Raw genomic sequence first — 21,293 nt, forward strand, 5'->3', positions numbered from 1 at the left:
GGTGCCCTGCTCAGATGACGAAGATCGACGAGCCAGTGGTCCTGCGGGCTTCCAGGTCACGGTGGGCCTGGACGGCATCCTGCAGGGCATAGTGCTGGTTGATCTCGATACGGATACGCCCGCTGCTGACGTGCTCGAACAGTTCCCCGGCCAGGTCGGCTTTTTCTGCCGGGTCGGCGATAAAGTCGGCCAATGCCGGGCGGGTCAGCTGCAGCGAGCCCTTTATCGCCAGCAATTGCGGGTCGAACGGCGGGATGGTGCCGGACGCCGTGCCAACGCAAACCATCAGGCCGCGGCGCTTGAGCGAATCCAGCGAGCCGTTGAAGGTGGTCTTGCCGACGCTGTCGAACACCACGTTCACGCCCACCCCGTCGGTCAGCTCACGTACACGCGTGGCCACGTCCTCGACGCTGTAGTTGATGATGTGGTTGCAGCCATGGGCACGTGCCACTTCAGCCTTGGCCTCGGTGGACACGGTGCCGATCACGTTCAGCCCCAGCAGCCGCGCCCATTGCGCGACAATCAGGCCGACCCCGCCTGCAGCGGCATGCAGCAGCACGCTGTCGCCCGGCTTGAAGTCGTACAGGCGGCGCAGCAGGTAGGCAGAGGTCAGGCCGCGCATGGTCATGGCGGCAGCGGTCTCGAAGGCAATGGTTTCCGGCAGTTTGATCAGCGCCGCAGCGGGGATCAGGCGCTCGGTGCAATAGGCACCCAGGGTGTTGAGAAAGCCGGTGTAGGTCACCCGGTCCCCGACCACCACCTGGGTCACGCCCTCACCCACCGCCTCGACCACCCCGGCCGCTTCCACACCGATGCCATTGGGCAGCGGGATCGCATAGGTGCCGTTGCGGAAGTAGGTGTCGGCGTAGTTGAGGCCGACCGCCACCTGGCGCAACCGCACCTGCCCCGGGCCGGGCTCGCCGACCTCGGCATCCTCGTAGCGCAATACTTCGGGGCCACCGGCCTGATGGAAACGTACGACTTTGGACATGCTTGTCTCTCCAATCATCGATCTGGACGCCAGGCGTCAGTTCTGGGTGATTGGACTGTATGCCCTTGCCTTGCGGGGTGCTTCGCATCGGACGACAGCAGGTTTTCATTTGATGACAACTGCGCTTATGACCTTCCGACTAGTCGGAATAGAACTGAATCCCGTCCTTGTGGGTTGGGTCGAGAATTATGAACGCAGCCATTTTGATGAGGTGAATCATGACCATCGTAGCTGAGACGCTTGCTCAACTGGCCCAAGCACTGCGGGCGCAAGGCGCACAACGCGTTGCAGATCTGACTTTCATTCGCACGCCCTATCGTTGCGGCAAGCGCTGGATATGCAACGTCATTCGTCGCAACAAAGGGCGAAAAGCCATCAATTATTCATGAGCCTGCTTGATGCCTATCAAAGGCAGGACTAATACTTAGGTCTCTGCCTGGGGAGGCACGAAACATGCAACCAAGATTCGTTATCGTTCCCGCAGTGCCCATAGAAAAGGAGTCCTTCCGCGTCGGTAGCCGCTATTACGCCGCTACGGTTTGTGGAGGCTTTGACATTTACGACAATCAGGCCAAGGAGCGGCTCAAGCCGAGCTATCCCAGCCGGACGGATGCGCAGGTGCAGTGTGAGCAGATGAACAGGCGAGGTGAATAGCTGCTCACGCTGTGGGAGCGGGTTCACCCGCGAAGAAGCTGACGTGGTTTATGGCACCGGCTTTGCCGGTGTTCGCGGCTGAAGCCGCTCCCACAGGGACGGCGTGCGCCTTTGAAGTTGAGCAACAAAGGCGCCCACAACGTCATGTGTTCGTGGCGTTGACCTCGCCCTCCTGCCAACCGGCAACTAACCGTCGCGCGTTTTCCTCGCAATTCATCCCCTGCGGTTTGCCTTCAATACCGGCAATCACTGCCAGCAACTGGGCCCGGTTCTGTGCCAGCCGCTGCTGCATCGCCTCAATCTCCGCGACCTTGCGCTTGAGGCTCGCCAGCAACAAACCGTGCCCTCCCTTCGCCGCCCCGGCGGCATCCGTAAGGTTGCGCATTTCCTCCAGGCTGAACCCCGCCTGCTGGCCACAGGTAATGATCTCCAGCGCGCGCACCACGTGCTCCGGGTAATCCCGGTAACCATTGCCCAGGCGACGGGCGGCAATCAGCCCGCTGGCTTCGTAAAAGCGGATTCGCGATGCGCTAAGCCCTGTACGTTGTGCCAGTTCACCAATTTTCATTCCGGTGCCATTCCCCTATTGACCTTCAAGTTGACTTTAACCTTAGCCTTCTCGCGAACCTAGCCCACGCGTGCAGCAACCGATGCGTGGTAGCCCTTATTCGGAGATCGCCATGACGCCGTTTCAGCCTCTGCCCCTGCCCAATGGCAGTGTCATTCCCAACCGCATCGCCAAGGCGGCGATGGAAGAGAACCTGGCCAACCCGGACCAGACCCCGTCCGACCAGTTGCTGCGCCTGTACCAGGCCTGGGCCAAGGGTGGCGCCGGCTTGTTGTTGACCGGCAATGTGATGATCGACCCCAGTGCCATGACCGGCCCGGGCGGCGTAATGCTCGACGCCAGCCAGCCGCTGCAACGCTTTCGCGACTGGGCGCGTGTCGGCCGTGCCCACGGCGCGCAGTTCTGGATGCAGATCAACCACCCTGGGCGGCAGATGCAGGCCAACCTGGGCCAACCCACCGTCGCCCCTTCGGCCGTCGCCCTGGACATGGGCGGCTTGTCCAGGCTGTTTGCGCTACCCAAGGCGCTAACCGAAGCCGAGATCACGGCCTTGATCCAGCGCTTCGCGCGCACGGCGGCGCTCGCCGAAGAAGCGGGCTTCAGTGGCGTGCAGATCCACGCCGCGCACGGCTACCTGCTGAGCCAGTTCCTGTCGCCGTTGAGCAATCAGCGCCAGGACCGCTGGGGTGGCAGCCTGGCTAACCGCGCCCGGCTACTACTGGAGGTGGTCAAGGCCGTACGCGAGGTGGTTTCGCCAGGTTTTGCCGTGGCAGTGAAGCTGAACTCGGCGGACTTCCAGCGCGGCGGCTTCGAGCCTGAGCAGGCCCGCCAAGTGGTGCTGTGGCTGAACGAATTGCCAGTAGACCTGGTGGAACTGTCGGGTGGCAGCTATGAGGCGCCGGCCATGCAGGGCGATGCCCGCGATGGTCGCACCCTTGCCCGTGAGGCCTACTTCCTGGAGTTTGCTCAGGACATTGCGGCCATCGCGAAAATGCCGGTGATGGTCACCGGCGGCATTCGTCGCCTACCGGTGGTCGAGCAGGTACTCGCCAGTGGCGTGGCCATGGCAGGGATCGCCACGGCACTGGCTGTGGAACCTGCCCTGCCCCAGCGGTGGCGCAACGGCGAGGCGGCTGCCACAGCCGAGCTGCAACCAATACGCTGGAAGCGCAAGTCCTTTGCGGCACTGGCCTACATGGCGCTGGTCAAGCTGCAGATGCGTCGGCTGGCGGCGGGCAACCAACCCAAGGCGCATGCGTCGCCGTTGCGCGCATTGTTGCTGGAGCAAGGCTGCACGTTACTGCGGGTCAGGCAGTACAGGCGCATGATGAAAAGCCGGGCGGGCTAATGCAGACAGGCGCTCCGTGCCCTCTGTGGGAACGGGCGCGCCCGCGAAAATCCGACGCGGTGCAAAGGGCACCGGCTGCGCCGGTGTGCGCGGCTAAAGCCGCTACAGGCATTCCTTGGCAGCCTGGCGCAGCTTGTCGCCAGACAGGAAGCTGCCCTTGTAGAACGTCGCGCGGCTGCCCTCGCGGGAATCGACCACGTCCAGCACATCATCACTGGCCACGGCACTGGACGCTGTCAGCCGGTAACCGTGAGCAATCGATTTTTGCGTAGCCTGTGGTGCCACCGCCTGCCATTTGGGCAGGACGCAGGCCGCGTACTCCTGTGGCGTTTTTTGGGTCAGCTTGCTGGCTGTGGGGTTGCCGGGGGTTGCGCAACCGGCAAGGCTGGTGACTAACGCAGAAACGATCAAAATACGAAAAGTAGGCATTTTCAATTGGCCAGTAGGGATACGCTGCATTCTAGCGAAGCGCATTCCGAGTGACTAATCAACCAAGGTCTTGATGGAGGTGCCTGGCGCGATTGACACACCGCCGACATCCCCCCGACAGCCAAATGACAAGCCGACAAATTTACTACAGCAGTTCGACGTTAATTATTTGCTAGCACTCAGGGAACGAATCCAATCTGCCCTGCTTCTGATGAGCAACAGGCCGTGACAACAGGCGGCTTGCCCCACTCACTTACACCGATCAGTGCACGCTTTGCTCAGGAGGATCCCATGCTCTGGTGGTTGGAACTACTCGCCCAATACGCAACCGCAACCGGCTTGGCCGTGCTCTGCATTTTCGTGTTCTGGGCCTTCAGCCTGGCGTTCGGCAGGGCCTACCTGAAGCTGCTTTCGGGCATGCTGGCCGCCGCGCTGCTGTTTATCGCCGCGTTGCCTCATGGTGTGGACTTCGCCTTGGGCAAGCACCTGGCGCCTGGTGATACCAGCGCGCTGCTGTTGTTCATTGCCGATGCATGCGGCGTGATCACGGCTGTGATGGTGGCTTCGTTCTTTTTCAACCCCGAACGGTTGCTGGATGAGGCCTGAGCGGCATTGGAGAGACGCACCTGATATTTCTGCCAGTAGCCCGAACGGCTCGAGACTGGGAAAGTGTAAATGCCTATGGCCTTACACCACTACTCGTCAAGGGGATACACAACATGAAAAAGACAGCTGTCACTCAGCGGATGTTCTATTGCAATGGTAAGCTCGTTACACTCACGGATAACGAAAAAGCCACAAGGATCTGTCGCACCGCCGATGTGGCGCTAGCCGAACTGCATGCAGACGGTTACAAGTTGCTGGAAACGGATGCCATGGGTTCCGTTCTGCGGGTGCACGAGAAAGACTGAAATCTTCGCCCTCAACGGTGATCACCCTGGCTCTTCGGAGCCTGGGCAATAATTCGCCCTCCACAAATCTGTTGCGTTCCAGCCGCCCAAGCAGCGATGCTCACAAGCTCGCAGCAGCAACAGACAAGGAAGGCCCCACCGCCATGGAAACGCTCCACACCATAAAGTCAGACCTGGTCAGAACGGCCGACCACCTGGATCAGCTCAGCGAGGCTATGAGCGGCCACGCCAGGTTCATGGAAGCGCGCGGCAGCTCGCAGGGCGATATCGATGTGGCGGCGCACATCAAATCCATTGATGGGGTAGCGGACGAGTTGCGTATTGTCGCTGCGCGAATTGACGATATTACCGTTCCATCGCGCGGGTTCAGCGGAACTTGAGCTTCACCACTTTGCTCAACGCCCAGCCAGTGAAAACGTAAAACGCATCCAGATAAAAGCGACCGACATAGTTGGGCAGCGGCGCGTGATTCAGTAACACGTCCGGGTCGGGCGCCGGCGGGAACAAGGCATGAATACCGTTGGGCAACACAGCCAATGCCAGCAGCAACAGGTTCGTCGAGGCTTGCAGCAACGTTGCGCGGTGACTGAGCCTGGCAGACCACTTCAGGCCGTAATAGGCCACCAACCCGGCAACCGGCAATACCCAGAAATGCGTCGGGATCCCGATAAACATTTCGGCGACAACGCTTCTTGCTTCCACCCGCTGTTCTCCATCCAAATGCGCGGATTATTGCGGGCGAGGCCGGCAAATGCAAAATTCGGTTCGCCGCCCGAACACAAAGCCCGCTCTCGACGGCGGGCCTTTTGTGGTCCGGGGTTAGATAATCATGCTTTTGAGCACATCAGTGCGGCATCCAGCAGCCTGCCATGGTCATACCAGGCATCCCGTTGATAGGCCGTGAACTGATGCTGGGTACCCGTGCCCCGTAATTCGACAAGCCCATCTGCCTTGTCGGGGTCGGTACTTTCGATGAACAGCTTGACCGAGTTGTCACCCGCGACTTCGTAGGTTTTAACAGTGCCTTGCAGTTCGCCTTTGACACACCCCAGATAGGCGGGTGGGCTTTTCGCGGTAGTACCGGAGGTAGCGTCATGGCTGTCACGCACGTCGGGGTCATGTGCACAACCTGCCAAGAACAAAGAGGCAAACCCTGACACCAGTATTGCGCCTGCTAGCGACCTTGAGCTTTTCACGCGACACGCTCCTGCTGCCCCCTGGAAAACAGGTTAAATAGTGCCAGGTAACATGCCCTTTCTGGTTGTCATTGGCCTATGTTACTGCCCAATGACAAACGGACATTAGTTTAGTTTGCTATATGCCGTTAATGCCGTATTTCTGACGCACTGGCAGTTGCCCCGATGCCGCGTAGGCCTTGCCCCACAACCGGGGTCAGCCGATGAAATTGAGGAACACGAAGGTGGCTGCCAAATCCAGTGTCAGCACGGCAACCACGCTGAAAATCATGTAGTAGCGGTCATCCTGAGTCATTTTTGCGTACTCCGCAGGGTCAATGTCTCCGGATCACAGCAATTACTGTTCCAGTTTTACCTTGGCGTGGTTGTCGACAGGTTAGCCACTGTGCAGTCTTGCGCCTTCCGCCTGGCGAGTATCAGGAAGCCAAAAGGTAAGCCGCCACCCCCTTGATCAAGTGCCAGGGCTTACCGAGAGACACCTGTTCGAGCAGCCGGTTGTAATTGCCCGCAAACCCGGCAATAGCGAAGTAGACAAACCACTTCCGTATAATTCTGGAGCGTTTCTTTTTGGTGATTCGCAACAATCGGTACATCTTGAATAATGGCCCTGCCGAACAATAATAAAAAACCAACAGCGCGTCGGGCTTTGGGGGCATCCTATTTACGAAATTCTGCTGCCAGCGCGTCAGCGCTTGTCGTGAAGCTCGGCCGGCCAAGCGCTGAACAGCATGTACATGCCAGGCCCACCTAGCCAGGCCCAGTTGGAGCCTGGCCAGATTAACGTCGCAGTGATCCAGGCGACGATCAGCGTTAGCCCCGTGCGGCGCCGCCGCCTTGGCGTTAACCACACCTGTAATGCCCTATGCCTTTCCCGCAATCTCATTACCGCTTTCCTTGCCTGGTAAGCAGTGCAGGATACCACCGCAGCGAAACGATGACCGCCTGCCGGACGTTTACGTCGATACACAACGGAAATCATCAAGGTCGGCTAGTATTCAGATGAGTACAAGCACCGCGAGATGACGATCATGCTAAAACAAGAAGCGGACGACGTGATTGAGCGTATTAGAGATGACCTGAAAAGGCACGGCGTGCTGATCGGCTACGATCCAGAGCTAACCAATGCTGAATTCGGGTGCGACCTGGACCACCACGTGGCTCAGGTAAGAGACGATCCGAACAACCATGTGTTGCGCATAGCGATACATGACGAAGGCTTGTGGGCCCAGCTCCGGCAGGGAACGATATATCGCTGCATTGTCAGTGATTGTCGAGGGAAGCTTTTCGGCATTCCTATCTCCATTGAACCAAGAACCGATGCGTCCTACACCATTCAATACAAGGTCTAGAACAATGGCAGAGGGCGGCCACCTCCGCCCTCTGCGTTCATTAGTAGATCCTCATCGGAGCCAGGACCGCCCGGCCGGTCGGCAAGAAAGAAAAGTCACCGAGGTTCGGGATGCTCACTGGACACCGAGTTGTTGGCATCCACATCTTTCATCTCTTCCTCGATCGGAGCATCGTCGTCCGATTCCAGCGGGACCTCACCACCGGTCTCTGTAGGATCAGGTGCTCCAGCCTCCTCGGTACGAGCAGAGCCGTTATCCCGTGGAACTTGTGAGTCTTGGTCGGAGCCTGGGTTGCCAGGAGGAGGATTCCAATCCTCAGGCCGCTTTTCTGACCATGCCTCGCCGACGCCCTGCTTAGGCTCCGAAGCCGTTTCTTCCAAACCAGCCCCATGAGCGTGTCCTTTATCCGGTGCTCCTTCATCGGGTCCTGGGTACGCAGCGTCTGGGCCATTGTGGTCGATCGCCATGACAGTTTTCCCATGTGAGGCGCAGGATATCTGCGCATACGATTGGGAAATCCGGCTTGGTATGAAGTGCCAAAGGCTCGACGAGCGGGCGGACAAGGCGATAAGGCTCCAGCCTGAACCTTCGCAGCACCGCGATAGGGTGCTACCGCTCTGTCAGATGAACGCCGACGGCAAAGGCAACAACGACCAGGACAACCTCCGCTACCACGTATGCCACATAGAACTCATCCGAAAACATGACCCGATCTCTGAGAAGCCGCCTAGCCCTTTGCTTTGCGGGAATCGATCAGAGCTATCAGGTTGATCAGAAGTTCAGTGGTGGTCTGTAGTCCTCAGGTCACCGGCATCGACTGGCTCCGCGACGATCGCCGTGAAGCTGCCGGTGAAGCTGTGCCGAAGCTCCCTCGGCATGTCGTAGGAAAAGTGGACAAGCCAGGATCCGTCGCCGAGGAGCACTGCTTCCTGGCGATACTTATCGACCTCGTCCTCACCAATTCCGATAACGGCTGCGACTTCGTGGTTCGTTGGCTCGCGGTCCATCGGGACTCAACTCGTTGGGATGGGATTACAACCAATAGCTCAAATGGCATCACATTGCCACTATGACCGACATGAGGTTGACGACGCCCCTTCAAACGAAAGCTAACGAGGTGGGCTTAACGGTTTTCAAGACCGTGGGATAAAAGCACCCAACCACTGTGTGCTTGCATTAAACATATGGAAATCCGTATATTCGACTTTCCATATGTATTGGTGCAGCCATGATTACCCCGCCCGATGTGTTCAAGAGCCTATCCGACGAGACCCGTGCTCGCGCCACCCTGCTGATCGCAAGCCTCGGTGAACTATGTGTCTGCGAACTGATGTGCGCGCTGAACGACAGCCAACCCAAGATAAGCCGCCACCTCGCGCAGTTGCGCAGCAATGGCGTGCTGTTGGACCGTCGACAGGGTCAGTGGGTGTACTACCGCCTTAACCCGGAGCTTCCCGCCTGGGTGCACGAAATGCTGCAGGTGACCTTGAACGCTAGCTCGCAGTGGTTGGCAGATAACTCGCTTCGGCTGCAAAACATGGACGGCCGCCCCGTCCGTGACGCTGCCTGCTGCTGACCACTATCAAGCGAGGTCTTCGTGCTGGTCGCAATTGCCGTCTTTGTTGTAACCCTCACCCTGGTCATCTGGCAGCCGAAGGGGCTCGGCGTTGGATGGAGTGCCACGCTCGGTGCCTTCATCGCCTTGGCGGCGGGTGCCGTTTCGCTGCACGACATCCCGACCGTGTGGGCCATCGTCTGGAATGCCACCGCCACTTTCATCGCCGTCATCATCATCAGTCTGCTGCTGGACGAGGCCGGTTTCTTCGAATGGGCCGCGTTGCATGTGGCGCGCTGTGCAAACGGCAGCGGCTACCGCCTGTTCGCCTTCTGCGTGCTGCTCGGTGCTGCCGTGTCGGCGCTGTTCGCCAACGATGGTGCGGCACTGATCCTCACACCCATCGTCATGTCGATGCTTCTCGCGCTGCGTTTCTCTCCTGCCGCGACGTTGGCCTTCGTCATGGCTGCCGGCTTCATCGCTGACACGGCGAGCCTGCCGCTGGTAGTCTCCAACCTGGTGAACATCGTCTCGGCCGACTACTTCAGGTTGGGTTTCAGCGAGTATGCCTCGGTGATGGTGCCGGTCAATTTCGCCAGCGTGGCCGCAACCCTGGTGGTGCTATTCCTGTTCTTCCGCCGTGACATCCCGAGGCGGTACACGGTCACGGCCTTGAGAGTGCCAAGCGAGGCGATTCACGACCGCGCGACCTTCAATGTCGGTGGCGGGGTGCTGCTGGTGCTGTTGATCGGCCTGTTTGCCCTGGAACCACTGGGTATCCCGATCAGTGCGGTAGCCGCAGCCTGTGCGGCGATCCTCCTTGCCGTCGCCGCTCGCGGGCATCGCATCTCGACCCGCCGGGTACTGCGCGAAGCGCCCTGGCAGGTAGTGATCTTCTCTGTTGGCATGTACCTGGTGGTCTACGGACTAAAGAATGCCGGCCTTACCGACATGCTGACCCACCTGCTGGATCGCCTTGCTCAACAAGGGCTGTGGAGTGCCGCCATCGGCACCGGGTTGATTGCTGCATTGCTGTCCTCGGTAATGAACAACATGCCCAGTGTGCTGGTCGGCGCCTTGTCGATCCAGGCCAGCGAGGCGCAAGGGCTAGTGCGTGAGGCGATGATCTACGCCAACGTCATCGGCTGCGACCTCGGCCCGAAAATCACCCCCATCGGCAGCCTCGCCACGCTGCTCTGGCTGCACGTGCTCGAGCGCAAAGGCATGCGCATCACCTGGGGGTACTACTTCAGGGTCGGCATCCTACTGACGTTGCCAGTTCTGTTGATCACCCTTTCGGCCCTGGCATTGCGCCTGAGCCTCTGAGATCCGCTACGAAGCGGAGGAGCCTCCATGCGAGTCCTGTTCATGTGCACGGCCAACAGCTGCCGCAGCATCCTTTCCGAGGCCATGTTCAATCACCTTGCGCCTCACGGATTTGAAGCCGTCAGTTCCGGCAGTTTTCCGAAGGGCCAAGTGTTGCCTCGCAGCCTGACCACCTTGGCGCATGCTGGCATCTCGACCGATGGGTTGAGCAGCAAGGGCAATGACGCGTTCGAGGGGTGCCCTCCGGATATCGTCATTACCGTTTGCAACAAGGCTGCCGGGGAAGCGTGCCCGGTGTATTTCGGCCCGGCATTGAAATCGCACTGGGGGCTAGAGGATCCGTCCGATGTCGTGGCTGGCCAGGCGCCGGTCGACGCTGCATTCTGCGCCACGCTGGCCCACATCGAGTTACGCTGCCGGGCGTTCTTCGCTCTTCCCTTCGACACCCTTGGCCGCGACGAACTCAAACGCGAGCTGGATCGCATCGGCGCTCTCTGAGCAGCAGGAAACTTGTCCCAACCAGCTGTGGGTATTGGGCCGCTGGAGTAAATCAGCGCTCAATCTGAGGCAGGCATGTGCATTGAAGTACAAAACTACTCGATCCAGCGGTAACCCCTCTTCCGTCTATTTACTGCCGCGATATAGCGGCGGACAGGGGCTGGCTCAGTCTCCGACCCTGAGCCAGCCAGAGTGAACGGCAAGTCTACCCTACAGACGCTGTGGGTATGGCGGCGGGCACGCCTTCAGTGGCTATCCGGCGCGCCCGGCCAACACCCCAGGCCAGGGCCCGGGTCATCGATTCGCCGGGTCGTGAATCGAATGCTTCTTCGTGCAGCGCCATGCCCTGAGGGGCGTACACCCCTATGAACAGCTGCGTTTGGCCTGTCCGAGAAAGCCTGACCTGAACATCAATGTGCGTGCCGTCGTCCAGTGTTTCGTCATGGGCGCGGTGGTGAAGTTGTGGGTCTGCCCAATCCCAGAACACATTTCCACGAACTCGCATGACCCCTCCTCCAAGATTCTTTATCCATAGAGGGTGGAATGTACGACCCGCAAATTAACTTTCAAGTGCCGTAGATCAAAAAACCTAACCGAAGCGACAACTGGCCATTTGAGCCTTATACAGAAATCGACGCCATGTATAAGTTTTCGCCGATAGCGCTCTATTTTCCTTCATTCGCCTCGCTTCGATTCGAAAGTGACTCGGCGAATTCGATCCACTGCTCAAACGCTGCACGGTGTGCATCGCAGGTCGCCTTCCAGTCAGGCCCGCCAAGTCGGCCATAGGCAACTTGATTCATGGTGTCCGAGGTCAGCGTGTCGAGTTCTCGCAGTAACTTGTACGCGCGGTATCTTTTTTCACTTTCCGGCATCGTTCTACCTTCCAACTTCGCACAGCAAGGTGGGGGCCACGTCGAGGTGGCCTCTGCCCTGTGGACCTGCCTAAGCTCCCTCCTATCCCCTTAATCACAAATTGTCCGCCGAATGGCGGCGAGGCGAAGCTATGTCTCAAGCAAAGGAACGCCCGATTCTGCTCCGCGAGCCTTGGAGGGCCGATACGGCGACGACGTGGGCCGGCACATCTTCCGAGCTACGCACCCAGACGCCATCTACTGCAATCGGCTCAAAGCACGGAGGAGTCCCGCACGAAACCCAACGCCGTTCGTCTCCCGCCAGGAAAGAATGGGGAGCACGTCAAACAGACCTCGGACCTGCATCACCAGTGGCGTCCGATCCTCAAGGCGCTGGGGATCCGGTACCGCCCCCCATATAACTGCCGTCACACCTATGCGACAATATGCTTAATGTCTGGCCTCAACCCCGCATTTATAGCCCAACAGCTCGGGCATAGCGTGCAGATGCTTCTGTCGACGTATGCACGTTGGGTCAACTCGGCCTCGGATTGGCAGGAGCTCGAAAAGCTCCAGATTGGTCCCAAATTGGTCCCAGGCTGAAAAAGCACATCGTAAGTTATTGATAGGTAAGCCCTTTGATCTCCACCGCTAACATCACCATGCAGTTCGGCTCCAAGCCGCTGTTCGAAAACGTTTCCGTCAAATTCAACAACGGCAACCGCTACGGCCTGATCGGCGCCAATGGCTGCGGCAAGTCGACCTTCATGAAAATCCTCGGCGGTGACCTTGAGCCGTCTGGCGGCCAGGTCATGCTCGAGCCGAACACCCGCCTGGGTAAACTGCGCCAGGACCAGTTCGCCTACGAGGAATTCACCGTGATCGACACGGTGATCATGGGCCACGGCCAGCTGTGGAAGGTCAAGGCCGAGCGTGACCGTATCTACTCGCTGCCGGAAATGACCGAGGAAGACGGCATGGCCGTCGCCGAGCTGGAAACCGAATTCGCCGAAATGGACGGCTACACTGCCGAATCCCGCGCTGGCGAACTGCTGCTGGGCCTGGGTATTCCGCTGGAACAGCACTTCGGCCCGATGAGCGAAGTGGCGCCAGGCTGGAAGCTGCGTGTGCTGCTGGCCCAGGCGCTGTTCTCGGACCCGGACGTGCTACTGCTCGACGAACCAACCAACCACCTGGACATCAACACCATCCGCTGGCTGGAATCGATCCTCACGGCGCGTAACAGCACCATGATCATCATTTCCCACGACCGCCACTTCCTCAACAGCGTCTGCACCCACATGGCTGACCTGGACTACGGCGAACTGCGCCTGTTCCCGGGCAACTACGACGAGTACATGACTGCCGCCACCCAGTCGCGCGAGCAACTGCTGTCGGACAACGCCAAGAAGAAAGCCCAGATCGCCGAGCTGCAGACCTTTGTCAGCCGCTTCTCGGCCAACGCCTCGAAAGCCAAGCAGGCCACCTCGCGCGCCAAGCAGATCGACAAGATCCAGCTGGCCGAGGTCAAGCCGTCCAGCCGTGTCAGCCCGTTCATTCGCTTCGAGCAGACCAAGAAGCTGCACCGCCAGGCCGTGGTCGTCGAGAAAATGGCAAAAGCCTTCGACGACAAAGTGCTGTTCAAGAACTTCGACCTTACCGTCGAAGCGGGCGAGCGCGTGGCGATCATCGGCCCCAACGGTATCGGCAAGACTACCCTGCTGCGCACCCTGGTCGGCGAAATGACCCCGGATGCCGGCTCGGTGAAGTGGACCGACAGCGCTGAGGTGGGCTACTACGCCCAGGACCACGCCCACGACTTTGAAGACGACGTGAGCCTGTTCGACTGGATGGGCCAGTGGACCTCCGGCGAGCAGGTGATCCGCGGCACCCTCGGGCGCATGCTGTTCTCCAACGACGAGATCCTCAAGTCGGTGAAGGTGATTTCCGGTGGTGAGCAAGGCCGCATGCTGTTCGGCAAGCTGATCCTGCAGAAGCCGAACGTGCTGGTGATGGACGAGCCGACCAACCACCTGGACATGGAATCGATCGAAGCGCTGAACCTGGCGCTGGAAAACTACCCAGGTACCCTGCTGTTCGTCAGCCACGACCGCGAGTTCGTGTCGTCGCTGGCCACGCGCATCATCGAGCTGTCGCCAGACGGCGTGGTGGACTTCAGCGGTACTTACGATGACTACCTGCGTAGCCAGGGTGTGTTGGTCTGATTGAAAGGTAAGGCCTGGCCATCTGGTATGGCTGGGCCGGCCTCTTCGCGGGTAAACCCGCTCCTACAAGGACTGCACAACATTCGAAGGCCTGTGCAGTTCCTGTGGGAGCGGGTTCACCCGCGAAGAACCCACCACCAATCCCACAGGCTGGCACTACCCAACGAATAATTCGTTAGCCTGCTTTCATTTCCTGCGCGCAACAGCCATGATGGGGCCACGCCCAACCGCCTGCCCGCGAACGAGCCCATGACCGCGCAACAACCCGCCCCCACCAGCAACACCCTGCACATCACCCTGCAGATTCTGTCGATCGTCTTCTACACCTTCATTGCCTTCCTCTGCATCGGCCTGCCGATTGCGGTGCTGCCCAGCTATGTGCACGACCAGCTCGGCTTTGGCGCAGTGATCGCTGGGGTGACGATTGGCCTGCAGTACTTGGCCACGCTGCTCAGCCGCCCGTTTGCCGGCAAGGTGGCAGACACTTTGGGAGGCAAGCAGGCCATCCGCTTTGGCCTGCTGGGCATTGCCGGCTGCGGGGTGTTGACGCTACTGTCGGCGTGGACCCTGAACCTACCGCTGCTCAGCCTTGCACTGCTGCTCGGCGGCCGTTTGCTGCTGGGTATCGCTCAAGGGCTGATTGGTGTGGCAACCCTCAGCTGGGGTATCAGCCAGGTCGGCCCTGAGCACACCGCCCGGGTGATTTCATGGAACGGTATCGCCTCATACGGCGCAATTGCCATCGGCGCGCCACTGGGTGTGCTGGCCGTGGACGGGCTGGGCTTCAGCGTGCTGGGGCCGGCGCTGCTGGTGCTGGCAACCGTTGCCCTGCTGGTGCTGCGCAAACGCCCCGATGTGGTGGTGGTGCGCGGCGAGCGCCTACCGTTCTGGTCGGCGTTTGGCCGGGTGGCGCCGTGCGGCCTGGGCTTGACCCTGGCCTCGATCGGCTACGGCACCCTGACCACGTTTGTCACACTGTATTACCTTGAGCGCGGCTGGGCCGGCGCGGCCTGGTGCCTCAGTGCCTTTGGCGTGTGCTTCATCATTTCGCGGCTGTTGTTCGTCAATGCGGTCAACCGCTTTGGTGGCTACAACGTGGCGGTTGCCTGCATGGCCACCGAAGTGCTCGGCCTGGGCCTGCTGTGGCTGGCACCCTCGCCGCCGTGGGCACTGGTGGGTGCGGGGCTGACCGGTTTCGGATTGTCGCTGGTGTACCCGGCATTGGGTGTCGAGGCGATCAAGCAGGTGCCTAGCAGCAGCCGCGGTGCGGGGCTGGGCGCTTACGCGGTGTTCTTCGACTTGGCGCTGGCCATTGCCGGGCCAGTGATGGGGGCTGTTGCCGTGCACCTGGGCTATGCCTCGATCTTCTGCGTGGCCGCCCTGCTCGCGCTGGCCGGTGTCGGCCTGACGCTGCTACTGGCGCGACGCGCCCGTCGCAGATAAACGTGCGGCCAGTTCCGGCGCGCCCAGCGCCTCACTGAAAAACGCGGCGGTTTCACGCTGCAGGGAGTGGTGGATATGCCGGCGGTCGACACCGTCGGCGTCCTTGCACAGCGCCGGCATCCGCACGTACTGCTCGGCATCGCAGTGAGCCATGAACACGAAATGCCCGGCACCTGCCAACAGTCGATAGTCTGGTGTGACCGGCAGCTTGCGGGCCAAGGCTTCGGCATTGCGGTCAACAGCCACCAGTTGGTCGCTGTCGCCGCTGTAGATCAGTACTGGCACTCGCACCCCGGCCAGGGCATGGCGGCCGAACAGCAGGCTCAGCGGTGCCATCAACATGGTTGCACCCACGCGCGGGTCGGCTTCGGGCGCCAGTTCGCTGCGGTCGGCAATCAGTATGCCGTGGGTCTTGCAGGCGTCGGCGTCGTTCGGGCGCTCCAGGCAGTACTGGCGCAGGCGGTCGAGGTCGGGGCGCGCGCCGGACAGGATCAACGCGGTTTCCCCCCCCGCTGAATAGCCGATTACACCCACCTTGCCGTCATTCAGGTAAGGCCCCACCAAGCCATCGCCGCGGGCCGCAGTGATCGCGGCACTGACTTGCAGCGGCCGGCCATAAAGGTTGCTCAAGGTGCCGAGGCGGCTGTGGTCGCGGGCATTGTCCCCGGGGTGCACCACCGCCACCACCACGAACCCTTGGCGCGCCAGCGAGGTGGCCAGGTAATGCAGGGCCAATGGGCTGCCAGTATTGCCATGCGACAGCACGAGCAGCGGGAACCGGCCCGTGGCAATGGGGGCTTCTTCGGCTACCTCGATCGGGTAACCGTCGATACGGGTACTGCGGGCCTGGCCGAGCGCAGGGTAGAAGGCCAGTGCCTGCATGGGCCGGCTATCGACCGGGTCGGGCAAGGTCATGTGGTGCAAGCCGGCTGCCCACTGCGCAGCCTCGGCATGGCCCAGCAGGCCGCCGAGCAGGGCCAACGCCAACACGCAACGGGGGATAGTCATCGGCCGGCAGCTCCTTGCGGGTGAAGCGATATGCCAGCATAGGAGCGGCACGGCGTGCGCCGGATGAAAACTGGATGAAACCCACGTCATGCACGGTGTGCGTGCGCCCTATGCATTTGCGCGTGACGGCGAACCCGTGGCATAGATGCAGGTCAACGTCTTTACGTGACCGTTTTAGCGCCATTGAAGGAGTTTCATGCATGAGCAAGCCCGCCTACGTGCCACCCAAAGTCTGGCGCAATGACGCAGCCTCCGGCGGCCAGTTCGCCAGCATCAACCGCCCGGTTGCCGGCCCGACCCACGACAAGGACCTGCCGCAGGGCAAGCACCCGCTGCAACTGTATTCGCTGGCCACGCCCAATGGCGTCAAGGTGACCATCGCCCTTGAAGAGTTGCTTGCCCTGGGCCATATCGGTGCCGAGTACGATGCCTGGCTGATTCGCATCGGCGAAGGCGATCAGTTTTCCAGCGGCTTCGTGCAGATCAACCCCAATTCGAAGATCCCCGCCTTGCTCGACCGCAGCGTCGAGCCGCCGGTGCGGGTGTTCGAGTCCGGCTCGATCCTGCTGTACCTCGCGGACAAATTCGGCGCTTTGCTACCCCAGTCGTCAGCGGCGCGCACCGAAAGCCTGAACTGGCTGTTCTGGCAGATGGGTGCGGCGCCTTACCTGGGTGGCGGCTTTGGTCACTTCTATGTGTACGCGCCGGAAAAGATCGAGTACGCCATCAACCGTTTCACCATGGAGGCCAAGCGTCAGCTGGATGTGCTTGAACGCCGCTTGGCCGAAAACCGCTACCTGGGCGGCGAGGAATACAGTATCGCCGATATCGCCGTGTGGCCATGGTATGGCCAGCTGGTGCGCGGCAACCTGTATGGCGCGGCGGAGTTTCTGGCAGTGGACGAGTACCCGCATGTGCAGCGCTGGGCCGAGGAAATTGCCCTGCGCCCGGCGGTGCAGCGTGGTACCCGGGTGAACCGCACCTGGGGGGATGAAGGCACTCAGGTGCCGGAGCGGCATTCCGCGCAGGACCTGGACTGACCTTCTCAGCCGGCTGACGCGAGCCCTTGTAGGAGCGGCCTTGCGTCGCGATGGGCTGCGAAGCAGCCCCGGCAATCTGTGTATTTACGCTGAGAACCTGGGGCTGCATTGCAGCCCATCGCGACGCAAGGCCGCTCCTACAGGGGACCGCGTCGCCTTGCGGAGGGAGCAGTACAGGCCCCGACAATGCCCACCTGCACAAAACCATTTGCCCCCGCGCAAACCTGCGTCCGCCATGCCCTTCTTGTACACTCCTCGCAATAGCCCCCACCTGCACATTTTTTTGGTGAACGCATGATCGAGGTAACCGAGGTTTCCATTGCCGAGCTGCGCGACGCGCTCGAGTCGGGCCGCACGACGGCGGTCGAGTTGGTCAAGGCCTACCTGGCACGCATCGACGCCTACGACGGCGCCGACACTGCCACCGCGCTGAACGCCGTGGTGGTGCGCAACCCACAGGCGCTGAAAGAAGCCGAGGCCTCCGACGCCCGCCGCGCCAAGGGCCAGGTGCTGAGCCCGCTGGACGGTATTCCCTACACCGCCAAGGACAGCTACCTGGTCAAGGGCCTGACCGCTGCATCGGGCAGCCCGGCCTTCAAGGACCTGGTGGCCCAGCGCGACGCCTTCACCATCGAACGCCTGCGCGCGGCCGGTGCCGTGTGCCTGGGCAAGACCAACATGCCACCAATGGCCAACGGCGGGATGCAGCGTGGCGTGTATGGCCGCGCCGAAAGCCCGTACAACGCCGACTACCTGACTGCGCCGTTCGCCTCCGGCTCGTCCAACGGTGCCGGCACTGCCACCGCAGCTAGCTTCAGTGCCTTCGGCCTGGCCGAAGAAACCTGGTCCAGCGGCCGCGGCCCGGCGTCCAACAACGGCCTGTGCGCCTACACCCCGTCGCGTGGGGTGATTTCGGTGCGTGGCAACTGGCCGCTGACGCCGACCATGGACGTGGTGGTGCCGTATGCGCGCACCATGGCCGACTTGCTGGAAATTCTCGACGTGGTGGTTGCTGACGACGCTGATCCGCGCGGCGACCTGTGGCGCCTGCAACCGTGGGTGCCGATCCCGGCAGCCTCGACGGTGCGCCCGGCTTCGTACCTGGACCTGGCGGTGGATGCCGGCTCGCTCAAGGGCAAGCGCTTTGGCGTACCGCGCATGTACATCAATGCCGACAGCGAAGCCGGCACTTCCGAAAAGCCAGGCATCGGCGGCCCGACCGGTCAGCGCATCAACACCCGCGCTACCGTGATCGATCTCTGGCAGCAAGCCCGCCAGGCCCTGGAGGCGGCTGGCGCCGAAGTGCTGGAAGTGGACTTCCCGCTGGTATCCAACTGCGAAGGTGATCGCCCGGGTGCGCCGACGGTGTACAACCGTGGCATCGTCAGCAAGGCGTTCCTGCATGACGAGCTGTGGGAACTGTCGGGCTGGGGCTTCGATGATTTCCTGCGCGCCAACGGCGACCCCAAGCTTAACCGCCTGGCCGACGTCGACGGCCCGCAGATCTTCCCGCACGACCCGGGCACCCTGCCCAACCGTGAGGACGACCTGGCGGCCGGCATGGATGAATACGTCAACATGGCCAAGCGCGGCCTGAAGACCTGGGACCAGATCGAAACCCTGCCCGACGGCCTGCGTGGCCTGGAGCAGACCCGCAAGCTGGACCTGGAAGACTGGATGGACCAGCTGGGCCTGGACGCCGTGCTGTTCCCGACCGTGGCCGACGTGGGGCCGGCGGATGCCGACATCAACCCGGCATCGGCAGACATTGCCTGGAGCAACGGTATCTGGGTGGCCAACGGCAACCTGGCGATCCGTCACCTGGGCGTGCCGACCGTAACCGTGCCGATGGGCGTGATGGCCGACATCGGCATGCCGGTGGGGCTGACCTTTGCCGGGCGCGCTTATAGCGACAACGCGCTGCTGAGCTATGGCGCTGCCTTCGAAGCGACCGGCTCGCGCCGCATGATCCCGCCGCGCACGCCGGCGCTGGGCTGAGTTTGCCAGGGGGCCGCTTTGCGGCCCATTCGCGGGTGAACCCGCTCCCACAGGGACCCCACAGTATTCAAAACCTGTGGTGAACCTGTGGGAGCGGGTTACCCGCTAATGGGGCTGGAAAAAGTAAATCGCCGAATTCAACTTAATGTGTAAAAATACACAAATAGTTGATTTTGTGACTCATCATGCCCATCCCCCCCATCGAAGAACGCCAGCTCACCCTCACCGTGCTCAAGGCCGCCATCCAGGCCTTGGGCAGCGTTGCCGCGCGCAACATGGAAATCCTCCTGCACGACCTCGATCACCCCGAGCACTCGGTGGTGGCGATCGTCAACGGCCATCTTTCCGGGCGCAGTATCGGCAGCCCGATCCTCGCCGCACCCGAGCAGGACCAGGGTTTCAAGGCGCTGATGCAGGCCTCGGCCGACCAACACGGCTGTGAGCCGGTGGTGCTGCCCGACTACCCCACTACGCTCAAGGGCCGTACCCTGCGCAGCGCCACGGCCATCTTCCGTGACAGCAGCGGCCACCCGTTCGCCAGCCTGTGCGTCAACACCGATGTCACCGGTCTGGACGCTGCCATGAACTTCCTTCAGCAGTTCCAGCCCTTGGGCGCCACGCCCGCCGTCAACGAGCCCGCCGACATGGAATTGCTGATGAGCGAGATCATCCAGGCCTCGCTGCAACGCTGCGGGCAGGGGCGGATGAACAAGCAGGCCAAGGTCGAAGCCGTGCGGGTGATGCAGGAACGTGGCCTGTTCATCGTCAAGGGTGGTGTCGAGAAGGCTGCCAGTGCCCTCGGCGTCACCCGCTACACCATCTACAACTACCTCGAACAACTGCGTGGAGCCAGCCAATGACCTTGCACATTCCTACCCCCCTGATCGAATCGCGCCCACTGTCGCTGGCGGCCGGTCGCAACATCTGGCTCAAGCTCGATGCCCTGCAGCCCTGCGGCTCGTTCAAGCTGCGCGGTGTGGGCCACGCCTGCGAGGCACATGTGGCCCGTGGCGCCAAGCACTTCGTGTCGTCTTCGGGGGGCAATGCCGGCCTGGCGGTCGCCTATGCCGGGCGCAAGCTGGGGGTACCGGTGACCGTAGTCGTGCCCGAGACCACCACTGAACGGGCCAAGGAGCTACTGCGCCAGGAGGATGCCAAGGTGCTGGTGCACGGTAGCTCCTGGCAGGAGGCCAACGAGCTGGCGCTGACCCTGGTCGGCGCTGGCGATGCTTTCATCCACCCGTTCGACGACCCGTTGCTGTGGGCCGGGCATGCCAGCCTGGTCGACGAAGTGGCAGCGGCCGGGTTCAAGCCCGATGCCGTGGTGCTGTCAGTAGGCGGTGGCGGGCTGCTCAGCGGTGTGGTCGAGGGGCTGCAGCGCAATGGCTGGGGAGATGTGCCGGTGCTGGCCGTGGAGACCACGGGTGCTGCCTCGCTGTACGCGGCCATGCAGGCCGGGCACACGGTCGAGTTGCCGCGCATTGCTTCGATCGCGAGTTCACTCGGTGCCAAGCGGGTGGCCGAACAGGCGCTGGCCTGCACGCAACAGCACCCGGTGCACAGCCACCTGGTCAGCGACCGCGCGGCGTTGGAGGCTTGCGAGCGGTTTTTGCTTGATCATCGTGTGTTGGTGGAGCCGGCGTGTGGGGCGGCGTTGGCATTGGCTTATGATGCCGACACACTGGGCAGGTACCAAAACGTGTTGGTAGTCGTTTGTGGTGGCGCTACCGCTACTTTGGAACAGATTCAGGCCTGGTTGAAGCAGGTCGAGTGATTCTGGCTGTGCCGGCCTCTTCGCGGGTAAACCCGCTCCTACAGGGGTATCACCAGGCCTGAGGGCGGTGGGTTCCTGTGGGAGCGGGTTTACCCGCGAAGAGGCCGGCACAGGCAATACACGGGA

25 protein-coding genes and 1 pseudogene are annotated in these 21,293 nt (G+C 61.4%); 17 read left to right on the top strand and 9 right to left on the bottom strand.

Annotated features, from left to right (window positions below; all coding sequences use genetic code 11):
* Positions 1-10 precede the first annotated feature (10 nt).
* On the bottom strand, positions 11-991 hold the full coding sequence (locus tag ACIP02_RS10365; protein WP_400615905.1) for a quinone oxidoreductase family protein: 981 nt from the start codon (positions 989-991) through the stop codon (positions 11-13).
* A 218-nt stretch (positions 992-1,209) separates the two neighbouring features.
* On the opposite strand from ACIP02_RS10365, the gene ACIP02_RS10370 reads away from it, so the two are divergent.
* Both ACIP02_RS10370 and ACIP02_RS10375 read left to right on the top strand, forming a co-directional pair.
* Positions 1,210-1,380, top strand: coding sequence for a hypothetical protein (locus ACIP02_RS10370; protein ID WP_400615907.1), 171 nt, complete (start codon positions 1,210-1,212; stop codon positions 1,378-1,380).
* Between the two features lie 64 nt (positions 1,381-1,444).
* Positions 1,445-1,645 (top strand): hypothetical protein, encoded by a 201-nt coding sequence (locus ACIP02_RS10375; protein WP_400615910.1) that lies wholly within the window; start codon positions 1,445-1,447, stop codon positions 1,643-1,645.
* Positions 1,646-1,787: 142 nt separating this feature from the next.
* Here ACIP02_RS10375 and ACIP02_RS10380 read toward each other — a convergent pair whose 3' ends face one another.
* Entirely contained in the window at positions 1,788-2,213 is a 426-nt protein-coding gene (locus ACIP02_RS10380) for a MerR family transcriptional regulator (protein WP_400615913.1), read from the bottom strand.
* Positions 2,214-2,325: 112 nt separating this feature from the next.
* Here ACIP02_RS10380 and ACIP02_RS10385 point away from each other — a divergent pair, with 112 nt between their 5' ends.
* Positions 2,326-3,561 (top strand): NADH:flavin oxidoreductase/NADH oxidase family protein, encoded by a 1,236-nt coding sequence (locus ACIP02_RS10385; protein ID WP_400615915.1) that lies wholly within the window; start codon positions 2,326-2,328, stop codon positions 3,559-3,561.
* A gap of 102 nt (positions 3,562-3,663) precedes the next feature.
* Here the strand turns inward: ACIP02_RS10385 and ACIP02_RS10390 are convergent, their stop codons facing one another.
* Positions 3,664-4,020, bottom strand: coding sequence for a hypothetical protein (locus tag ACIP02_RS10390; protein WP_400615917.1), 357 nt, complete (start codon positions 4,018-4,020; stop codon positions 3,664-3,666).
* A 261-nt stretch (positions 4,021-4,281) separates the two neighbouring features.
* Between ACIP02_RS10390 and ACIP02_RS10395 the strand changes: the two genes are divergently transcribed.
* The 3 genes from ACIP02_RS10395 (at position 4,282) to ACIP02_RS10405 (ending at position 5,281) form a co-directional block, all read left to right on the top strand.
* On the top strand, positions 4,282-4,596 hold the full coding sequence (locus ACIP02_RS10395) for a hypothetical protein (RefSeq protein WP_400615919.1): 315 nt from the start codon (positions 4,282-4,284) through the stop codon (positions 4,594-4,596).
* 113 nt (positions 4,597-4,709) lie between these two features.
* Entirely contained in the window at positions 4,710-4,901 is a 192-nt protein-coding gene (locus ACIP02_RS10400) for a hypothetical protein (RefSeq protein ID WP_400615921.1), read from the top strand.
* A gap of 143 nt (positions 4,902-5,044) precedes the next feature.
* Entirely contained in the window at positions 5,045-5,281 is a 237-nt protein-coding gene (locus ACIP02_RS10405) for a hypothetical protein (RefSeq protein WP_400615923.1), read from the top strand.
* Here ACIP02_RS10405 and ACIP02_RS10410 read toward each other — a convergent pair.
* Entirely contained in the window at positions 5,268-5,576 is a 309-nt protein-coding gene (locus tag ACIP02_RS10410; protein WP_400616432.1) for a hypothetical protein, read from the bottom strand. The two genes, ACIP02_RS10405 and ACIP02_RS10410, sit on opposite strands and share 14 nt — an antisense overlap.
* A 152-nt stretch (positions 5,577-5,728) precedes the next feature.
* Complete coding sequence (locus tag ACIP02_RS10415) at positions 5,729-6,097, bottom strand: hypothetical protein (RefSeq protein ID WP_400615926.1); 369 nt, start codon at positions 6,095-6,097, stop codon at positions 5,729-5,731.
* 1,019 nt (positions 6,098-7,116) lie between these two features.
* Between ACIP02_RS10415 and ACIP02_RS10420 the strand changes: the two genes are divergently transcribed.
* A complete protein-coding gene (locus ACIP02_RS10420; RefSeq protein WP_400615928.1) occupies positions 7,117-7,446 on the top strand; it encodes a hypothetical protein in 330 nt (109 codons plus the stop codon).
* A gap of 779 nt (positions 7,447-8,225) precedes the next feature.
* Here ACIP02_RS10420 and ACIP02_RS10425 read toward each other — a convergent pair.
* Positions 8,226-8,453: a hypothetical protein gene (locus tag ACIP02_RS10425; RefSeq protein WP_400615930.1), complete on the bottom strand. Its 228-nt coding sequence runs from the start codon at positions 8,451-8,453 to the stop codon at positions 8,226-8,228.
* Between the two features lie 221 nt (positions 8,454-8,674).
* On the opposite strand from ACIP02_RS10425, the gene ACIP02_RS10430 reads away from it, so the two are divergent.
* The 3 genes from ACIP02_RS10430 to ACIP02_RS10440 are packed head-to-tail and all read left to right on the top strand — an operon-like array spanning position 8,675 to position 10,825.
* Positions 8,675-9,022, top strand: a complete 348-nt coding sequence (locus ACIP02_RS10430; protein ID WP_400615933.1) for a metalloregulator ArsR/SmtB family transcription factor — start codon at positions 8,675-8,677, stop codon at positions 9,020-9,022.
* 21 nt (positions 9,023-9,043) lie between these two features.
* On the top strand, positions 9,044-10,327 hold the full coding sequence (locus tag ACIP02_RS10435; RefSeq protein ID WP_400615935.1) for an arsenic transporter: 1,284 nt from the start codon (positions 9,044-9,046) through the stop codon (positions 10,325-10,327).
* A 27-nt stretch (positions 10,328-10,354) separates the two neighbouring features.
* Positions 10,355-10,825, top strand: a complete 471-nt coding sequence (locus ACIP02_RS10440) for an arsenate reductase ArsC (RefSeq protein WP_400615937.1) — start codon at positions 10,355-10,357, stop codon at positions 10,823-10,825.
* Between the two features lie 205 nt (positions 10,826-11,030).
* Here ACIP02_RS10440 and ACIP02_RS10445 read toward each other — a convergent pair whose 3' ends face one another.
* Both ACIP02_RS10445 and ACIP02_RS10450 read right to left on the bottom strand, forming a co-directional pair.
* Positions 11,031-11,330 carry a hypothetical protein gene (locus tag ACIP02_RS10445; protein ID WP_400615939.1) on the bottom strand — a complete coding sequence of 100 codons (300 nt, stop codon included), beginning with the start codon at positions 11,328-11,330 and terminating at the stop codon, positions 11,031-11,033.
* Between the two features lie 160 nt (positions 11,331-11,490).
* Positions 11,491-11,700: a hypothetical protein gene (locus ACIP02_RS10450; protein WP_400615941.1), complete on the bottom strand. Its 210-nt coding sequence runs from the start codon at positions 11,698-11,700 to the stop codon at positions 11,491-11,493.
* 297 nt (positions 11,701-11,997) lie between these two features.
* On the opposite strand from ACIP02_RS10450, the pseudogene ACIP02_RS10455 reads away from it, so the two are divergent.
* The 3 genes and pseudogenes from ACIP02_RS10455 to ACIP02_RS10465 all read left to right on the top strand — a co-directional run.
* Positions 11,998-12,282: pseudogene (locus ACIP02_RS10455) on the top strand (site-specific integrase); the annotation flags it as partial.
* A 35-nt stretch (positions 12,283-12,317) separates the two neighbouring features.
* A complete protein-coding gene (locus tag ACIP02_RS10460; RefSeq protein ID WP_400615944.1) occupies positions 12,318-13,904 on the top strand; it encodes an ABC-F family ATPase in 1,587 nt (528 codons plus the stop codon).
* A gap of 249 nt (positions 13,905-14,153) precedes the next feature.
* A complete protein-coding gene (locus ACIP02_RS10465) occupies positions 14,154-15,347 on the top strand; it encodes an MFS transporter (RefSeq protein ID WP_400615947.1) in 1,194 nt (397 codons plus the stop codon).
* Here ACIP02_RS10465 and ACIP02_RS10470 read toward each other — a convergent pair.
* Positions 15,318-16,355, bottom strand: a complete 1,038-nt coding sequence (locus tag ACIP02_RS10470) for an alpha/beta hydrolase family protein (RefSeq protein ID WP_400615949.1) — start codon at positions 16,353-16,355, stop codon at positions 15,318-15,320. The genes ACIP02_RS10465 and ACIP02_RS10470 overlap by 30 nt on opposite strands.
* Positions 16,356-16,555: 200 nt before the next feature.
* On the opposite strand from ACIP02_RS10470, the gene yghU reads away from it, so the two are divergent.
* The 4 genes from yghU to ACIP02_RS10490 all read left to right on the top strand — a co-directional run bounded on the left by yghU (position 16,556) and on the right by ACIP02_RS10490 (position 21,167).
* Positions 16,556-17,395 carry a glutathione-dependent disulfide-bond oxidoreductase gene (gene yghU / locus ACIP02_RS10475; protein WP_400615952.1) on the top strand — a complete coding sequence of 280 codons (840 nt, stop codon included), beginning with the start codon at positions 16,556-16,558 and terminating at the stop codon, positions 17,393-17,395.
* A gap of 294 nt (positions 17,396-17,689) precedes the next feature.
* A complete protein-coding gene (locus tag ACIP02_RS10480; RefSeq protein WP_400615955.1) occupies positions 17,690-19,393 on the top strand; it encodes an amidase in 1,704 nt (567 codons plus the stop codon).
* Positions 19,394-19,578: 185 nt separating this feature from the next.
* Positions 19,579-20,253, top strand: a complete 675-nt coding sequence (locus ACIP02_RS10485) for a transcriptional regulator (protein WP_400615958.1) — start codon at positions 19,579-19,581, stop codon at positions 20,251-20,253.
* The gene (locus tag ACIP02_RS10490) at positions 20,250-21,167 is read left to right on the top strand and encodes a pyridoxal-phosphate dependent enzyme (protein ID WP_400615960.1); all 918 of its coding nucleotides are present in this window, start codon (positions 20,250-20,252) and stop codon (positions 21,165-21,167) included. The genes ACIP02_RS10485 and ACIP02_RS10490 overlap by 4 nt, the downstream gene beginning before the upstream one ends.
* Positions 21,168-21,293 lie beyond the last annotated feature (126 nt).

It is taken from the genome of Pseudomonas sp. NPDC089408 (genome assembly GCF_044749445.1).
Taxonomy (GTDB): Bacteria; Pseudomonadota; Gammaproteobacteria; order Pseudomonadales; family Pseudomonadaceae; genus Aquipseudomonas.

Excerpts from the sequence above, each read along its gene's own strand:
- ACIP02_RS10385 (WP_400615915.1), top strand. The coding sequence starts at position 2,326 with ATGACGCCGTTTCAGCCTCTGCCCCTGCCCAATGGCAGTGTCATTCCC.
- ACIP02_RS10365 (WP_400615905.1), bottom strand. The coding sequence starts at position 991 with ATGTCCAAAGTCGTACGTTTCCATCAGGCCGGTGGCCCCGAAGTATTG.
- ACIP02_RS10470 (WP_400615949.1), bottom strand. The coding sequence starts at position 16,355 with ATGACTATCCCCCGTTGCGTGTTGGCGTTGGCCCTGCTCGGCGGCCTG.
- ACIP02_RS10450 (WP_400615941.1), bottom strand. The coding sequence starts at position 11,700 with ATGCCGGAAAGTGAAAAAAGATACCGCGCGTACAAGTTACTGCGAGAA.
- ACIP02_RS10445 (WP_400615939.1), bottom strand. The coding sequence starts at position 11,330 with ATGCGAGTTCGTGGAAATGTGTTCTGGGATTGGGCAGACCCACAACTT.
- ACIP02_RS10375 (WP_400615910.1), top strand. The coding sequence starts at position 1,445 with ATGCAACCAAGATTCGTTATCGTTCCCGCAGTGCCCATAGAAAAGGAG.
- ACIP02_RS10400 (WP_400615921.1), top strand. The coding sequence starts at position 4,710 with ATGAAAAAGACAGCTGTCACTCAGCGGATGTTCTATTGCAATGGTAAG.
- ACIP02_RS10480 (WP_400615955.1), top strand. The coding sequence starts at position 17,690 with ATGATCGAGGTAACCGAGGTTTCCATTGCCGAGCTGCGCGACGCGCTC.
- ACIP02_RS10485 (WP_400615958.1), top strand. The coding sequence starts at position 19,579 with ATGCCCATCCCCCCCATCGAAGAACGCCAGCTCACCCTCACCGTGCTC.
- ACIP02_RS10420 (WP_400615928.1), top strand. The coding sequence starts at position 7,117 with ATGACGATCATGCTAAAACAAGAAGCGGACGACGTGATTGAGCGTATT.
- ACIP02_RS10430 (WP_400615933.1), top strand. The coding sequence starts at position 8,675 with ATGATTACCCCGCCCGATGTGTTCAAGAGCCTATCCGACGAGACCCGT.
- ACIP02_RS10395 (WP_400615919.1), top strand. The coding sequence starts at position 4,282 with ATGCTCTGGTGGTTGGAACTACTCGCCCAATACGCAACCGCAACCGGC.
- ACIP02_RS10390 (WP_400615917.1), bottom strand. The coding sequence starts at position 4,020 with ATGCAGCGTATCCCTACTGGCCAATTGAAAATGCCTACTTTTCGTATT.
- ACIP02_RS10405 (WP_400615923.1), top strand. The coding sequence starts at position 5,045 with ATGGAAACGCTCCACACCATAAAGTCAGACCTGGTCAGAACGGCCGAC.
- ACIP02_RS10370 (WP_400615907.1), top strand. The coding sequence starts at position 1,210 with ATGACCATCGTAGCTGAGACGCTTGCTCAACTGGCCCAAGCACTGCGG.
- yghU (WP_400615952.1), top strand. The coding sequence starts at position 16,556 with ATGAGCAAGCCCGCCTACGTGCCACCCAAAGTCTGGCGCAATGACGCA.
- ACIP02_RS10425 (WP_400615930.1), bottom strand. The coding sequence starts at position 8,453 with ATGGACCGCGAGCCAACGAACCACGAAGTCGCAGCCGTTATCGGAATT.
- ACIP02_RS10465 (WP_400615947.1), top strand. The coding sequence starts at position 14,154 with ATGACCGCGCAACAACCCGCCCCCACCAGCAACACCCTGCACATCACC.
- ACIP02_RS10410 (WP_400616432.1), bottom strand. The coding sequence starts at position 5,576 with ATGTTTATCGGGATCCCGACGCATTTCTGGGTATTGCCGGTTGCCGGG.
- ACIP02_RS10490 (WP_400615960.1), top strand. The coding sequence starts at position 20,250 with ATGACCTTGCACATTCCTACCCCCCTGATCGAATCGCGCCCACTGTCG.
- ACIP02_RS10440 (WP_400615937.1), top strand. The coding sequence starts at position 10,355 with ATGCGAGTCCTGTTCATGTGCACGGCCAACAGCTGCCGCAGCATCCTT.
- ACIP02_RS10380 (WP_400615913.1), bottom strand. The coding sequence starts at position 2,213 with ATGAAAATTGGTGAACTGGCACAACGTACAGGGCTTAGCGCATCGCGA.